Origin of the sequence: Enterobacter sp. SA187 (assembly GCF_001888805.2) — a bacterium.
Taxonomy (GTDB): Bacteria; Pseudomonadota; Gammaproteobacteria; order Enterobacterales; family Enterobacteriaceae; genus Enterobacter_D.
This window is the reverse complement of the sequence record NZ_CP019113.1, coordinates 2,869,519-2,882,507: the sequence shown is the minus strand read 5'-3', so window position 1 is coordinate 2,882,507 and position 12,989 is coordinate 2,869,519. Positions and strand designations below refer to the sequence as shown.

Here is a 12,989-nt window from a genome sequence, read left to right as displayed (position 1 = left end):
CTACTCGTCCTCTAGAGTAGCCACTCTACCGGCAGACGGTAGACAAAGCGCACCAGCATACGCTGCCAGAAGCGGGTTTTCGGCTCTTTTTTATGAACGATTTCCTGCCCGTCTTTCTGCTCGATCCAGTTAATGCGCCCCCAGCGGTCAAGACGCAGCTCCCAGGCCACATCCCGCTGGCTTTGCACAAAGCGCTGGTGGATACGTGCCGCCAGCGGTTCGCTGTCGATAACAAAACCCATCTCCGTATTCAGCATCGCCGAGCGCGGGTCGAAATTGAACGAGCCGATAAAGACCTTACGCTCGTCAATGCTGAAGGTTTTGGCATGCAGACTGGAGCCGGAGTTACCGGTCAGGCCGCGGTCATGGGGATGGCGGCCCCCTTCATGGGTGGGTTTCAGTTCATACAGCGCCACGCCGTGACGCAGTAATTTTTTGCGCCAGCGGGCGTAACCGGCATGCACCACAGCGACATCATTGGCGGCCAGCGAATTGGTAAGAATGGCGATTTTGACGCCCTTGCGCACCAGTTGCAGCAATTGCGCCACACCGGAGCGCGTGGGGACAAAATAGGCCGAACAGATGTCGATTTGCTGCTCCGGCATGCCCATCACGTTGACGAGGCGCTGCGGCAACAGCGTATGATTTCGCGCCCGCCCCTGACCTTTACGCGGATCGTCGCTCAGCAGGCGGGTTTTCGCCCACATCATCGGCAGCGAGTTGGTTTCCAGCAGCGTGGCGAAGCGGGTGGATTCCAGTTTGTTCAGGTAACGTTTCGCGGTGACATCGCTGTACCAGGATTCCGGGATGCGGATATGCCGGACGATGTCCTCTTCAGCGATATCCAGCACATCCTGTAGCGTGGAAACCGATTTACAGGTCCAGTAACGCTCAAAATCGTCGGTGACGTCTTTCACCACCGGCCCTATCGCCAGCACATCCAGATCGGTAAACAGCGGTTGCTCCCCCGCGCCGAAATAGGCATCGCCGATATTTCTGCCGCCCACCAGCGTCACCACCCCGTCAACCGTGAAGCTTTTGTTATGCATACGCCGGTTCAGGCGGGCAAAATCAGTGAGATAGCCCAGCGCCCGCAGGGTGCGAAAAGAAAAGGGATTGAATAAGCGCAGCTCGACGTTGGGATGCGCGTCCAGAATGCGCAGCGTGTCATCCATGCCGACGGTATTGTTATCGTCCAGCAACATGCGAACCTTCACGCCGCGACTGGCAGCATCGAGGATGACGGACAGCAGCAACCGTCCTGACATGTCGTCTTCCCAGATGTAATACTGAATGTCGAGAGTCTGTTCGGCCATCTCAACGAGCCGGTAGCGGGCGGCGAAGGCGTCGAGGCTGTCATCCAGCACCAGTAAACCGCACTCCCCTGGATGGGCCGCGCAGACCGGGGCTATTGCCAGCCCCAGTCGTGTATTATTCGCCGCCTCCTTCTCCCTGTTGGGTAAGGAGGCGCTGGTAAAGTCGGGTAGTTTCATCGTCATAACAGACAAAGTATACCTCGCCAAACGAAGGGCGACGGGTGAGAAATTCCGAAACTGTATTGACCGCAATTTCTGCTGCCGCCGCTTTCGGGAAGCCGTATATCCCGGTACTGATAGCCGGAAACGCTATCGAGTGATAACCATTGGCCTCCGCCAGTTTCAGGCTGTTGCGATAGGCATCCTCCAGCAGCCGCGCTTCATGGTGATCGCCGCCATGCCATACGGGCCCGACGGTATGGATCACCGCCTTTGCCGGTAGCGCCCCTGCAAGGGTGATCACCGCATGACCGGGCGGACACTCGCCCTGCTGCTGACGCACCACTTTACAGGCCTCAAGTAAAGCTGGCCCCGCCGCACGATGGATAGCGCCATCCACACCGCCACCGCCCATCAAAGAGGGATTTGCCGCATTGACTATGACATCCACCTGTTGCGTGGTGATGTCACCCTTAATAACCTTTATACGCGAGTGCATGATCGTCTCTCTTAACCGGGTTCACAGGGTAAGTGTACAGCAGTGTTTTACCGCTGACAGGGATATTGTCTTACCAGTCATTGCTGAAAGAGGAGCAGATCAGCTCGTCCCGCCCCACTGCTGCGACAGGCGCAGTGATTGCCCGTCGGTAACGGTGACGGTAATGGAGACGTTATCCTGCGGTGAAAGCGTCATACGTAAACGGGATAACGCAGTGAGCTGATGCGCCGGGATGGTGACGGTATGACGCTGCACCGAGGTGCTTTGTCCGCCGTTGCCGGTGCGGACGGCGCTGATCTGCACCTGGCAGACACAGGACTGGGCGAGCGTCACCTGCGGCGTAATGGTGTAGATGTCACCGTTCTGTACGGTATCAAAGGTTATCTGGCTGGAGAGCGCCGCCAGCAATAATAGTGGATGCATAGGTTTCTCCGGATGAAAAAAAACAGGGCCGGAGCCCTGTTCTTTTCTACTGCTGAAGTCTTAGTACTGGTTAGCGGTAGCGTTGTTACCAAAACCAACCTGGCGAACTTCCACGAAGGAGTTAGAGGCAGTCTGGTTAACCAGCGCGCCGTTCAGCACGCCGTGCTGGTTGACGTTGATTTCAGAATCACGGCTGTTCCACTGGTCGATAGTGGCGTTGTTGCGTGAGCCAGTCTGCGTCAGTTCGATGGTGCTGTCGTCCGAACCCTGACCTACGTCAGCGCCGTTACCAGTACCATTCTGGGTAATGGTCAGGCTGGAATCACGGGCGTCAGTTTGCAGTGCCAGCGCAGCGTTAGTGCTACCGTACTGGAAAATACCCAGTTCTGAATTCGGGCCGCTATTGTGACCGCCGTGACCATACTGCGGAATGGAGCCTGCAAAAGCACTGCCAGAAACAACGATCGCTGCTACAACTGCCACTTTGATAAATTTCATGGTAAACCCCCATCGGATTGATATGTAAGCGTCTCAATGCTTTCAACGTTGGGTAACGCGAATAGCCATTTGCGACTGCCTCTGCACTACGACTGCTGTTTTTTGCGTACCAAATTGCGTAATATTCGCTCTGTTACCCGAGCCTTTCTGGATAATCATCGCGGTATTACCGTAAGCCCCTTGCGTAATAGTCGCGTCATTGGAATTACCCGTCTGATCGACATACGCAAGGTTGTAATTTCCTGACTGCTGAACCTGTGCCCGGTTATTTCCACCGTCCTGTGAAACCACCGCCAGTAATTTCGATCCCTGCTGGCTTAGCTGAGCGCTGTTATTGTTACCCTGCTGACCGATAATGGCTGCTTTGTTATAAGAAGCCCTGCTCAGTTCATTCACCGCAAAGTTATATTCTGAAGATGCCAGATCGTAACCTGCCGCTAAGGTAATTCCAGGCGCACTCAACATTGCCAACACCATAAATAACAGTCTGTTTTTCATGCTGTCACCTGGACCTGATTGTCATTCATAAATAATGTCTGCCGGGGTCATTAACGTATTTCAATATTTGTTAACGCCTCGTAACAATGGAGAGTATGTGCGGAGAAATATCTTAAATATCTCACCTGCGATTCGTATTTTTATCCACATACTCACCTTAAAGCATGAGAAGGAGCGGAGAGCTTTCTGGCATTTATTGCACTTCTGTCACAATTCGCACCAAACACCAATACCTTTACAGTACCAGAAGAATATTTTTGCGCTTTGCATAGAACTTTTGAGCGTTTACAAAGAAGATTTTTACAGAATCTGTCACCACGCGACTTTTTCTTTACGATGTGGTCACATTAAAAAAGTGGAATTGGTAATTTAATATTAGTGCACAATTAAATTTTAACATATTTAATATATCGCATTAATTATCAATAAGTTACATGAAATATTTATGACATTAAATTTGATACACAAGTATTAACTTGTACAACTTAACCATTAAAACCGATGGATAAAAACATGCAAAAAACACATTTAATAATTTAATTTTACATCCTGTTACATGTTTAACACTTGATTTAAGGTTGGTAATGACTAGATTGAAACCAGCAGTATGTTTTTACTTTGTTAATTTTGCCCACTAACGGGCTTATTATTTTATTACACACAGCAGTTCAACATCTGTCAGTACTTCTGGGTCTCCATATTGTCATGGGGATAGGCTGCGGATGTACCTAAAAGCGGAGTTTCATCATGTTTAATGAAGTCCAGAGTTTACATGCTCAGTCAATCTTGCTGATCACTAAACCCTCATTACAGGCTACAGCTTTATTACAACATTTAAAAAACTCCCTGGCAATTACAGGGAAACTCCATAATATTCAACGATCTCTGGATGATATTAATCCTGGCAGCGTGATCCTCTTTGATATGATGGAAGCGGATAAAAAACTTATCCAGTACTGGCAGGAAAATTTAAGCCGTAAAAACAACAATATAAAATTGTTGTTACTGAATACCCCCGACGAGTACCCCTTCCGCGACATTGAAAACTGGCCGCATATCAACGGGGTTTTTTATGTGACCGAGGATGAATCGCATGTGGTGGACGGCCTGCAAAGCGTCCAGCGCGGCGAATGCTACTTCTCACAGAAACTGGCCAGCTACCTCATCACCCACTCGGGTAATTATCGCTATAACAGCGCTGAGTCTGCCTTACTCACGCATCGTGAGAAAGAGATCCTCAATAAGCTGCGCATCGGCGCCTCGAACATCGAGATTGCCCGCGCCCTGTTTATCAGCGAAAACACGGTTAAAACGCATCTGTATAACTTATTTAAAAAGATCTCGGTTAAAAACCGTACGCAGGCGGTCTCCTGGGCTAACGATAACCTCAGGCGTTAGCATCATGAAACCTTACATAGCCTGGCTTGCAGCCGCAGAACTTCTGCTGGCTGCCGGGAACCTGTACGCGGTTGAAGTGGAAGTGCCGGGATTGCTGACTGACCACACGGTGTCATCGGTGGGACACGATTTCTATCGTGCATTTAGCGATAAATGGGAAAGCAGTTATACGGGTAATTTAACCATCAATGAACGCCCAAGTGCGCGCTGGGGCAGCTGGATCACCATTACGGTTAATCAGGATCTGGTTTATCAGACCTTTTTATTTCCGACCAAACGCGATTTCGACAACAACGTAAATATCGCGATAGCGCAAACCGAAGAAGCACTGGATCGCCGGCAAATTGATCAGGCTCTGCTCAGTACCGGCGATCTGGCGAAAGACGAATACTAAAACCTAATAATTTTCCGGAGGCTGTCATGCGTATCGCTTGTGCCGTTGTCACCCTTATGCTTATTTCCCCGCTGTGCTCGGCAGGAAATATGACCTTTCAGTTTCGCAATCCTAATTTTGGAGGGAATCCAAATAACGGCGCGTTTTTATTGAATAGCGCCCAGGCGCAAAACTCTTATAAAGATCCCAGTTATGACGATGATTTTGGTATTGAAACGCCGTCAGCGCTGGATAACTTTACCCAGGCTATTCAGTCGCAGCTGTTGGGCGGCCTGCTGACCAATATAAATACCGGCAAACCAGGCCGGATGGTCACCACCGATTTTATTGTCGATATCGCTAATAACGACGGGCAATTACAGCTAAACGTCACCGACCGTAAAACGGGCAAAACATCGACCATTCAGGTGGCCGGTTTACAAAGCAATTCGACCGATTTTTAACACACAGCTACTACAGGACAATGACTATGCAGCGCTTACTTATTTTACTGGCGGTGTGTTTATTGAGCGGATGCTTGACCGCTCCGCCAAAAGAAGCGGCCAAACCGACCCTGATGCCACGGGCGCAGAGTTTTCGCGACTTAACGCATCTGCCACCCCCTTCCGGCAAAGTCTTTGTGTCGGTGTATAACATTCAGGATGAAACCGGGCAGTTTAAAGCCTATCCGGCGAGTAACTTCTCCACGGCGGTGCCGCAGAGCGCCACGGCGATGCTGGTCACGGCGCTGAAGGATTCCCGCTGGTTTATCCCGCTGGAGCGTCAGGGTCTGCAAAACCTGTTAAACGAGCGCAAGATTATCCGCGCCGCCCAGGAAAACGGCACGGTGGCGATGAATAATCGCGTTCCCCTGCAATCGTTGACGGCGGCAAACGTGATGATCGAAGGCTCGATTATTGGCTATGAAAGCAATGTAAAATCGGGCGGCGTGGGGGCGCGATACTTTGGTATTGGCGGCGATACGCAGTATCAGCTCGATCAGGTGGCGGTAAACCTGCGCGTGGTTAACGTCAGCACCGGCGAGATCCTCTCGTCAGTCAACACCAGCAAAACGATTTTGTCTTATGAAGTCCAGGCGGGCGTGTTCCGCTTTATTGATTATCAACGTCTGCTGGAGGGGGAAATTGGCTATACCGCTAATGAACCAGTAATGCTGTGCCTGATGTCAGCCATTGAAACCGGGGTGATCTTCCTGATCAATGACGGTATCGATCGCGGGCTGTGGGATTTGCAAAGCCCCGGCGAAGTGAAAAACGCCGTGCTACAGAAATACCGCCAGATGGCCGTACCGCCTGAGTCCTGATAATAATAATGTGCGCGGGCGTGGCGGTTTTCGTCACGCCTTTTTTATTCCGCTGCCACCGCGCCAGAACTTTCTTTAGCCCGCCGCCCTGCCAGCCACAGTCCGCCATTTTTCATCGCGAAACCAAACAGCAGCCCGACCAGTAAAGATGGCAGCACCAGCCGCCAGTCCCCCTGCCCTGCAAAGGTTGCGCAGGCGCCGATAAAGGTGCCAGGCACAAAGGACAACAGTACATTTTTGGCCTGCATACACATGAAAAAGGCCACCATGCCGGTGATGGCATAGCCGGCGATCGACAACTGCGGCAGCATGGCGCTGCTGTGGATAATCAGTTGCGCCCAGGCGACACCGCTCAGCAACGTGCACAGCGTAATAAGCAGGCCTTTAAGCCCGCCCTGCGGACAGGCGAAATAGGCCGTCGAGCCAAGAAAACCCGCCCAGCTTAACAGTCCCAGAGTGACAGCCACCCAACCCCAGAGCGCGGACAGAACGCCGGTAGTGAGTGCGATTGCAAAGAGTATGTTCATGGCGCGCATCTTAGCAGATGCGCGCCGGTAAGATGCGATCTGCCGCACGTTATTTGCAATAACGAATTGCTCGTTACATTAAATAAGTGATGGTGATCACGTTATTCAGCGGTATCGTCCTGCAAATCGTCCCACATGGCCGCCAGCGCATCGCGCGTCAGGGATGCCATGGTACGCCAGAAAGGAGTGGTGGCGTGGGCTTCGACCTTACCCAGGAAGGTGCCGCACCAGGGGAGAAGGTAATCGCCAAACAGGATTTCCAGCGCTTCACTCTCATCCTCGCCTGCATTATCTTCCAGCCAGGATGCCGCCAGCAGCAGCAGGCCAAAATGATCGGCAGGCGCATCCGTCAGCGGCATACCGCGTTCGGTCAAAAATGCTCTGACGTCCGCCTTGGTTGTGCCTTCCACCCATGCGCTGCGGTATGGCGACACCTTGCAGTCATCGCCGACGAACAGCGCGTCGTAGTCTGCGGTCAGCGCAGGCAGATCCGCGCTGGCCTGTAAGCGCGCCAGCAGCTCATCCTGCTCCAGCGGCCAGTTCTCTGCCAGCTTGCCCTCGCGGATCAGCGTATACAGCGGGGCCAGCACCGGATCCTGCGGCTGACGATAGTAAAGCGAGCCCAGCATGCGGCAGAGGATTGAAAACTCATTCATTCGTTGATTCCATAACAGACATTAAAATTCAGCAAATTCAGGGATCGGCGGCATACCGCGCGATTCCAGGAAATTCAGCAGACGGCGCGGGGAAACGTTAAGAATACGATCTTCCGGGAAATCGACGTCGTCCAGCACCTTACGGCATTCGGTAAAATCACCCAGCGAGAAGGCGGTGTGGGAATCGGATCCCAGCGCCACCCAGCCTCCCGCGTCACGTACGGCGGCGGCAATCGCCCGGCAGTTGGCTTCGCTGCCTTTACGGGAGTGCAGAAAAGAGGAATTATTGATTTCCAGCGCCACCTGATGGGTGGCGGCGGCTTCGGCAATCGCCTTGATATCCACAGGATACTTCGGGTTCCCCGGATGGCTGATGATGTGCACCTGACCACTGGCCATGGTGGCGATCATCGCTTCAGTGTTAGTCGCCTGATCCTGCGGCGCGAATACCGGCTCATGAAAACCGGCAATGATCAGATCGAGGGCGGTGAGCATTGGCCCGGTGCAGTCGATCTCGCCGTCAGTATTTTTAATATTGGCCTCAATACCCCGCAGGATCCCCACGCCATCCACCACCCGCGGCCAGATACGCATGTTAACAAAGTGCCAGTAGTGCGGCGCATCCGCCATATCGGGGCCATGATCGGTAATGGCAAAAAGCTTGAGGCCTTTGCTTTTCGCGATGGCGATATAGTCATGAAGCGTGCTGTAGGCGTGCGTGCTGGCGACGGTGTGCATATGCAGGTCAACGGGATACATGGCTCTCTCCTCTGGTGATTTCCGCAAGGATAACAAATATCGCCTGCCTTTATAATGAAAACCCGGCGACAGCCGGGCGATCCTCAATAGCCGCGAACCCGATCCACCTGCCCGGTTACCGGTTTGCCGGCTTCCAGTTGCTCAATGGTCCAGGCAACAGAGGCGATGGCTTCCAGCGGGCGCGTTACCGCGGCAATGTGCGGCGTCATGCTTACGCGGGGATGCGCCCACAGCGGGCTGGTTTCCGGTAGCGGCTCCTGGCTGAAAACATCAAGCATCGCAGCTTTCAGCTTGCCGCGCTCAAGCGCCTGCAACAGATCGGCTTCCACCACATGCGCGCCGCGCGCCAGGTTAATGAAGTAGCTGTCATCAGCCAGCTGGTTGAGCAGATTGAGGTTAATAATGCCTTCGGTTTCGGCGGTGCGCGGCAGCAGGTTAATCAGCACCCGCGTACCCCGTAAAAATTCCCCAAGCTCCGCCTCGCCGGCAAAGCTGGTGACGCCCGGCCAGCTCTTGGGACTGCGGCTCCAGCAACGCAGCGGGAATCCCCACTCCAGCAGGCTTTCCGCCACTTTTGATCCCAGCACGCCTGCGCCAAGCACGCCGACGGTAAAGTCTTCCCGCTTATACTCCTCCAGCGGTTGCCATTTCGCCTGCTGTTTCAGTGCCTGATAATCATCAAAGCGGCGGAACCAGTGCAGCACCTGGCTTACGGCATATTCCTGCATTTGCAGGCCCATGCCGGTATCTTCCAGTCGAAACAGCGGCACGGATGGCAGCAGCATGTCCGGATGCGCTTTCAGTTTGCTCAATATCGCATCGACGCCCGCGCCCAGAGAGAAAACGCCTTTCAGTTCCCTGCCCTGTAGCATTTCAACAGGCGGTTGCCAGACCAGCGCATAGTCAGCAGGATCGTTATCGCCGGGTTTCCATTCGCGAATGCGCGCCTGCGGCAGCGCCCGTTTGAGTTCAGTTAGCCAGTATTGGGTATCAAAGGTCGGATGCCAGAAAAGAATGTCCATATCAACTCCAGATGTTGTGGCGCTGTTATTGGTAAGCGCATGATTTTTAGCCAGCCGCGCGGCTATCTTTGAAGGGGATTTATCAGCGTAGCAGCATAACAAATTTCTTCCTGATGCAGGGGCTGTCTGCGTTGCTGATAAAAAAATCAATTCCCGCGCGATTAAGAAGCAGGTTGCTGGAAGTTTGTCTGAACGCGCTAATTTATTGAAAAAGTTGATTGACGCTGAGTGAGGATTTCCCTACATTAGCGCCGTCCCAGCAACAACGGGATGACAATATGGTGAGGTGTCCGAGTGGCTGAAGGAGCACGCCTGGAAAGTGTGTATACGGCAACGTATCGAGGGTTCGAATCCCTCCCTCACCGCCATATTCAGGATGAGAGCCTGTACGTAAGTACGGGCTTTTTTCTTTTGTAGTCCCCGGAGAGGGAGGGATGAGAACCCCCGACTGAGGGTTCGACAAATGCGCCTGCGCATTTGGACAGCTGACGAGCCTGCGAGAAAGCTGCCCGCAGGGCGAGCGCAGCGAGTCAATCCCTCCCTCACCGCCATATTTATAGAAAAGCTCGTACTCACGTACGGGCTTTTTTTGCGTGTATATACGCGCAGGTAATAAAACTGTAGTGATTAACAGCAATCGCTCACTGCTTAACCGAACGCACCGGCAGGCATAAAATTTGCTTGACCGATTTAAGCCGAATCCCTATAGTAGCGCCCCGTTGCCCCCTGCGGGAAGGCAGCAAAACAATATGGTGAGGTGTCCGAGTGGCTGAAGGAGCACGCCTGGAAAGTGTGTATACGGCAACGTATCGAGGGTTCGAATCCCTCCCTCACCGCCATATTTAAAGAAGAGCTCGTACTCACGTACGGGCTTTTTTTTCGTCCTTATTTTGCCCTACAAAAACCAAAGCCCGGTATCCCGGGCTTTGTCATCAAAAAACTGTCTTAATAGTACGCTTTCAGCGTGCGCTGGCAGAGGGCCGAGCGGACGCAGTCATCTGTCGTGAAGCGGACTATGCCTACCATTTCATCTTCCTCAAAACGTGCCAGCGCGTCGCTCAGGCCGGACTTAACGCCCGACGGCAAATCGCACTGCGTCACATCACCGTTAACGATGACGGTCACGTTCTCCCCGAGGCGCGTCAAAAACATTTTCATTTGCGCAGCGGTCACGTTCTGAGCCTCGTCAAGAATGACGACCGCATTTTCAAATGTACGTCCGCGCATATAGGCGAACGGCGCGATTTCTACCTTGCCGATTTCTGGTCGCAGGCAGTATTGCATAAAGGACGCCCCAAGACGTTTCAGCAGCACATCGTAGACGGGCCGGAAATAAGGAGCGAACTTCTCCGAGATGTCGCCGGGTAAGAAGCCAAGATCTTCATCGGCTTGCAGGACCGGCCGGGTGACGATAATCCTCTCCACGTCCTTATGAATGAGGGCCTCCGCCGCTTTCGCTGCGCTAATCCAGGTTTTTCCGCAGCCCGCTTCACCGGTCGCGAAAATAAGGGACTTGCTCTCAATAGCATTCAGGTAGTGCGCCTGAGCTTCATTACGCGCGGCAATTGGCGAACTATCACGGCAGTCCCGGGCCATGCCAATTGATTCTACGCCACTCATCTGCACAAGCGAGGTGACCGATTCTTCTTCACGCTGTTTATGACTGCGCGAATCCCGTCTCAGCACACGTTTTGCTTCACGACGAGCTTTGATCACTGCTTTTTGTCTTCCCATGGATAGCACCTTGAGTTGTTGGTTTACATCACACGCGTCAACAGCGACGCGATTATGCGCACGAACGTCTGAGGTTTGGCTTCCTTGTAAGCCATTGCTTGCTTTTGGACATGACGCCGCAGAACGACCAGATAAGACATCTGCCGCATCGGATACATCAGGGATTTCAGAGGGGATGGAAAATAAAGCGGTGAGGAAGTCATTGCCGGTAGAGGATCTACCGCACCGGGATTTGCGGGATGATTTGCTGTTATGTCCGGTACAGGACCTTACCATTCGCGATCTCCATAGTGAAAGGACTCATCACTGCCGGGAACACTGGCTGCTTTCCTTACCTTTCAATTTAGCACAAGTGCAACATTGAGATTACTTTTTTATAACTTCAACCAGCGCTTCCGTGACTAAGAGCATCTGACATTTATATTACAGAAATATAACAATGAGTTGCTCATAGCAAAAAATGATAGTGCTGCGGCGATCCGTAAGGAAGGAACCCTGCCGTGGCCGGCAGGGTTGGCGGCGTCAGGCTTCCAGCAAGCCTTGCGCCAGATAATGATCGGCGTCAGGCACCCCCGGCAGCGCAAAGAAATAACCGCCGCCGATGGGCTTAATGTACTCCTCCAGCGCTTCGCCATTGAGCCGCTTCTGCACCGTCAGGAATCCTTCTTCCAGATCGTGCTGATAGCAGACGAACAGCAGCCCCATATCCAGTTGGCCAGAATTAGTAACCCCCAGCGAATAGCTGTAGCCCCGGCGCATCATCAGGCTGGACCGGGTTTCCGGCGTGCGCGGATTGGCCAGCCGGATATGGCTGTCGAGGGCGATCACATCGCCATCCGGATCGCGGCTGTAGTCCGGCACATCGTGCTCATGCTGCATACCGAGCGGTGCGCCGCTGTGCTTGTCACGGCCAAAAATCGTCTGCTGCTCTTTCAGCGGCGTGCGATCCCAGAATTCCACATGGAACTGGATGATGCGCACCGCCTGATAGCTGCCGCCAGCGGTCCAGGCAGGTTCATCCTGACTGGCCTGCACCCATACCACCTCTTTCATCAGCGCGTCATTCTTGCTGTCCGGGTTGGCGGTACCATCTTTGAAGCCGAGAAGATTGATCGGCGTCTCCTTGCCTTTACTGCGTGCTGCGTGTGCGGAAATGAAGCCTTCCCGTTTCCAGCGCACGCTGAGCAAGTCCGGCGTGTACTTGATGATGTCGCGCAGGGCGTGGATCACGGTGTCGGCGGTGTTGGCGCAGATTTGCAGCAGCACATCGCCATGGCACAGCGCCGCATCCAGCGAGTCATTCGGAAAGCGTGTCATTTTTTGCAGTTTGCGCGGCGCATGGGCGGCCAGCCCGAAGCGCTCGTCGAACAGCGATTTGCCGAGCGATACCGTGATGGTCAGATTATCCGGTGTGATAAACTCCCCGAGAATACCGGAATCCGTGGGCGGCAGACGCGGGTTCGGCGTGTCCGGCGCCGGGCCGCCGGTGGTCAGAAAGGCGATGCGCTGCGTCAGCAGACGAAACAGCCGCTGCAAATCCGCTTTATCGCTCGCCAGCACGTCAAACGCCACCAGCATCATTGACGCCTGTTGCGGCGTCAGAATGCCCGCCTGATGCGCGCCATAAAACGGCTGGGTTTCCATGCGCGCATCCGGCGATACCGTACCCGGCGCGCTCTGCGGTTTGGCCGCATGCGCCGGGCAGCCGCCGGTCAGTGCCAGCGCGCCGCCAAGCGCGCCCATACTTTTCAGTAAACGGCGGCGCGACGGCTCGCTCACGCCGTAATCTTCGTCGTGGTTCAT

The 12,989-nt window shown here is 53.6% G+C and carries 15 protein-coding genes, 2 tRNA genes and 1 other RNA gene; 7 read left to right on the top strand and 11 right to left on the bottom strand.

The features are described from left to right. Nucleotides 1-11 precede the first annotated feature (11 nt). The 5 genes from BMF08_RS13735 to csgB form a co-directional block, all read right to left on the bottom strand. On the bottom strand, nucleotides 12-1,499 hold the full coding sequence (locus tag BMF08_RS13735) for a phospholipase D family protein (protein WP_072568114.1): 1,488 nt from the start codon (nucleotides 1,497-1,499) through the stop codon (nucleotides 12-14). After that, nucleotides 1,432-1,974, bottom strand: a complete 543-nt coding sequence (gene ymdB, locus BMF08_RS13730) for an O-acetyl-ADP-ribose deacetylase (RefSeq protein WP_072568113.1) — start codon at nucleotides 1,972-1,974, stop codon at nucleotides 1,432-1,434. The genes BMF08_RS13735 and ymdB overlap by 68 nt, the downstream gene beginning before the upstream one ends. 99 nt (nucleotides 1,975-2,073) lie before the next feature. Beyond that, nucleotides 2,074-2,397: a curli assembly chaperone CsgC gene (gene csgC / locus BMF08_RS13725; RefSeq protein WP_072568112.1), complete on the bottom strand. Its 324-nt coding sequence runs from the start codon at nucleotides 2,395-2,397 to the stop codon at nucleotides 2,074-2,076. A gap of 60 nt (nucleotides 2,398-2,457) precedes the next feature. Then, nucleotides 2,458-2,895, bottom strand: a complete 438-nt coding sequence (gene csgA / locus BMF08_RS13720) for a curli major subunit CsgA (protein WP_072568111.1) — start codon at nucleotides 2,893-2,895, stop codon at nucleotides 2,458-2,460. 42 nt (nucleotides 2,896-2,937) lie between these two features. Further along, the gene (csgB, locus tag BMF08_RS13715) at nucleotides 2,938-3,393 is read right to left on the bottom strand and encodes a curli minor subunit CsgB (RefSeq protein ID WP_072568110.1); all 456 of its coding nucleotides are present in this window, start codon (nucleotides 3,391-3,393) and stop codon (nucleotides 2,938-2,940) included. Nucleotides 3,394-4,140: 747 nt separating this feature from the next. Between csgB and csgD the strand changes: the two genes are divergently transcribed. Genes csgD through csgG form a run of 4 tightly spaced genes read left to right on the top strand, consistent with a single transcriptional unit; the run spans nucleotide 4,141 to nucleotide 6,488 of the window. Then, nucleotides 4,141-4,791 (top strand): biofilm master transcriptional regulator CsgD, encoded by a 651-nt coding sequence (csgD, locus tag BMF08_RS13705; RefSeq protein ID WP_072568109.1) that lies wholly within the window; start codon nucleotides 4,141-4,143, stop codon nucleotides 4,789-4,791. A 4-nt stretch (nucleotides 4,792-4,795) separates the two neighbouring features. Then, nucleotides 4,796-5,185 carry a curli production assembly/transport protein CsgE gene (csgE, locus tag BMF08_RS13700; RefSeq protein ID WP_072568108.1) on the top strand — a complete coding sequence of 130 codons (390 nt, stop codon included), beginning with the start codon at nucleotides 4,796-4,798 and terminating at the stop codon, nucleotides 5,183-5,185. A 26-nt stretch (nucleotides 5,186-5,211) separates the two neighbouring features. Further along, nucleotides 5,212-5,628, top strand: a complete 417-nt coding sequence (gene csgF / locus BMF08_RS13695; protein WP_072568107.1) for a curli production assembly/transport protein CsgF — start codon at nucleotides 5,212-5,214, stop codon at nucleotides 5,626-5,628. Between the two features lie 26 nt (nucleotides 5,629-5,654). After that, nucleotides 5,655-6,488, top strand: coding sequence for a curli production assembly/transport protein CsgG (csgG, locus tag BMF08_RS13690; RefSeq protein WP_072568106.1), 834 nt, complete (start codon nucleotides 5,655-5,657; stop codon nucleotides 6,486-6,488). A gap of 44 nt (nucleotides 6,489-6,532) precedes the next feature. Here csgG and BMF08_RS13685 read toward each other — a convergent pair whose 3' ends face one another. From BMF08_RS13685 to ghrA, 4 genes are all read right to left on the bottom strand, one after another. Next, nucleotides 6,533-7,015, bottom strand: a complete 483-nt coding sequence (locus BMF08_RS13685) for a DUF1097 domain-containing protein (RefSeq protein ID WP_158684889.1) — start codon at nucleotides 7,013-7,015, stop codon at nucleotides 6,533-6,535. A gap of 101 nt (nucleotides 7,016-7,116) precedes the next feature. Beyond that, nucleotides 7,117-7,671, bottom strand: a complete 555-nt coding sequence (locus BMF08_RS13680; RefSeq protein ID WP_072568104.1) for a TorD/DmsD family molecular chaperone — start codon at nucleotides 7,669-7,671, stop codon at nucleotides 7,117-7,119. Between the two features lie 21 nt (nucleotides 7,672-7,692). After that, nucleotides 7,693-8,430: a phosphatase gene (locus tag BMF08_RS13675; protein ID WP_072568103.1), complete on the bottom strand. Its 738-nt coding sequence runs from the start codon at nucleotides 8,428-8,430 to the stop codon at nucleotides 7,693-7,695. Nucleotides 8,431-8,513: 83 nt separating this feature from the next. Then, a complete protein-coding gene (gene ghrA / locus BMF08_RS13670) occupies nucleotides 8,514-9,452 on the bottom strand; it encodes a glyoxylate/hydroxypyruvate reductase GhrA (protein ID WP_072568102.1) in 939 nt (312 codons plus the stop codon). 280 nt (nucleotides 9,453-9,732) lie between these two features. Here ghrA and BMF08_RS13665 point away from each other — a divergent pair. The 3 genes from BMF08_RS13665 (at nucleotide 9,733) to BMF08_RS13655 (ending at nucleotide 10,291) form a co-directional block, all read left to right on the top strand. Beyond that, a tRNA-Ser gene (locus BMF08_RS13665) sits at nucleotides 9,733-9,820 on the top strand. Between the two features lie 45 nt (nucleotides 9,821-9,865). Then, nucleotides 9,866-10,003: non-coding RNA, RtT sRNA (locus tag BMF08_RS13660), on the top strand. Between the two features lie 200 nt (nucleotides 10,004-10,203). Continuing rightward, nucleotides 10,204-10,291, top strand: a tRNA-Ser gene (locus tag BMF08_RS13655). A 106-nt stretch (nucleotides 10,292-10,397) separates the two neighbouring features. On the opposite strand, the gene phoH is transcribed toward BMF08_RS13655, so the two are convergent. Together phoH and efeB are read right to left on the bottom strand one after the other, a co-directional pair. Next, nucleotides 10,398-11,186, bottom strand: coding sequence for a phosphate starvation-inducible protein PhoH (phoH, locus tag BMF08_RS13650; protein ID WP_199775923.1), 789 nt, complete (start codon nucleotides 11,184-11,186; stop codon nucleotides 10,398-10,400). A gap of 522 nt (nucleotides 11,187-11,708) precedes the next feature. Beyond that, nucleotides 11,709-12,989 carry an iron uptake transporter deferrochelatase/peroxidase subunit gene (gene efeB, locus BMF08_RS13645; RefSeq protein ID WP_072568100.1) on the bottom strand — a complete coding sequence of 427 codons (1,281 nt, stop codon included), beginning with the start codon at nucleotides 12,987-12,989 and terminating at the stop codon, nucleotides 11,709-11,711.

Coding starts and splice junctions, on each gene's coding strand:
- ghrA (WP_072568102.1), bottom strand. CDS start 9,452: ATGGACATTCTTTTCTGGCATCCGACCTTTGATACCCAATACTGGCTA.
- csgF (WP_072568107.1), top strand. CDS start 5,212: ATGCGTATCGCTTGTGCCGTTGTCACCCTTATGCTTATTTCCCCGCTG.
- ymdB (WP_072568113.1), bottom strand. CDS start 1,974: ATGCACTCGCGTATAAAGGTTATTAAGGGTGACATCACCACGCAACAG.
- csgC (WP_072568112.1), bottom strand. CDS start 2,397: ATGCATCCACTATTATTGCTGGCGGCGCTCTCCAGCCAGATAACCTTT.
- efeB (WP_072568100.1), bottom strand. CDS start 12,989: ATGAACCACGACGAAGATTACGGCGTGAGCGAGCCGTCGCGCCGCCGT.
- csgA (WP_072568111.1), bottom strand. CDS start 2,895: ATGAAATTTATCAAAGTGGCAGTTGTAGCAGCGATCGTTGTTTCTGGC.
- BMF08_RS13685 (WP_158684889.1), bottom strand. CDS start 7,015: ATGAACATACTCTTTGCAATCGCACTCACTACCGGCGTTCTGTCCGCG.
- BMF08_RS13680 (WP_072568104.1), bottom strand. CDS start 7,671: ATGAATGAGTTTTCAATCCTCTGCCGCATGCTGGGCTCGCTTTACTAT.
- phoH (WP_199775923.1), bottom strand. CDS start 11,186: ATGGGAAGACAAAAAGCAGTGATCAAAGCTCGTCGTGAAGCAAAACGT.
- BMF08_RS13675 (WP_072568103.1), bottom strand. CDS start 8,430: ATGTATCCCGTTGACCTGCATATGCACACCGTCGCCAGCACGCACGCC.
- csgB (WP_072568110.1), bottom strand. CDS start 3,393: ATGAAAAACAGACTGTTATTTATGGTGTTGGCAATGTTGAGTGCGCCT.
- csgE (WP_072568108.1), top strand. CDS start 4,796: ATGAAACCTTACATAGCCTGGCTTGCAGCCGCAGAACTTCTGCTGGCT.
- csgD (WP_072568109.1), top strand. CDS start 4,141: ATGTTTAATGAAGTCCAGAGTTTACATGCTCAGTCAATCTTGCTGATC.
- BMF08_RS13735 (WP_072568114.1), bottom strand. CDS start 1,499: ATGACGATGAAACTACCCGACTTTACCAGCGCCTCCTTACCCAACAGG.
- csgG (WP_072568106.1), top strand. CDS start 5,655: ATGCAGCGCTTACTTATTTTACTGGCGGTGTGTTTATTGAGCGGATGC.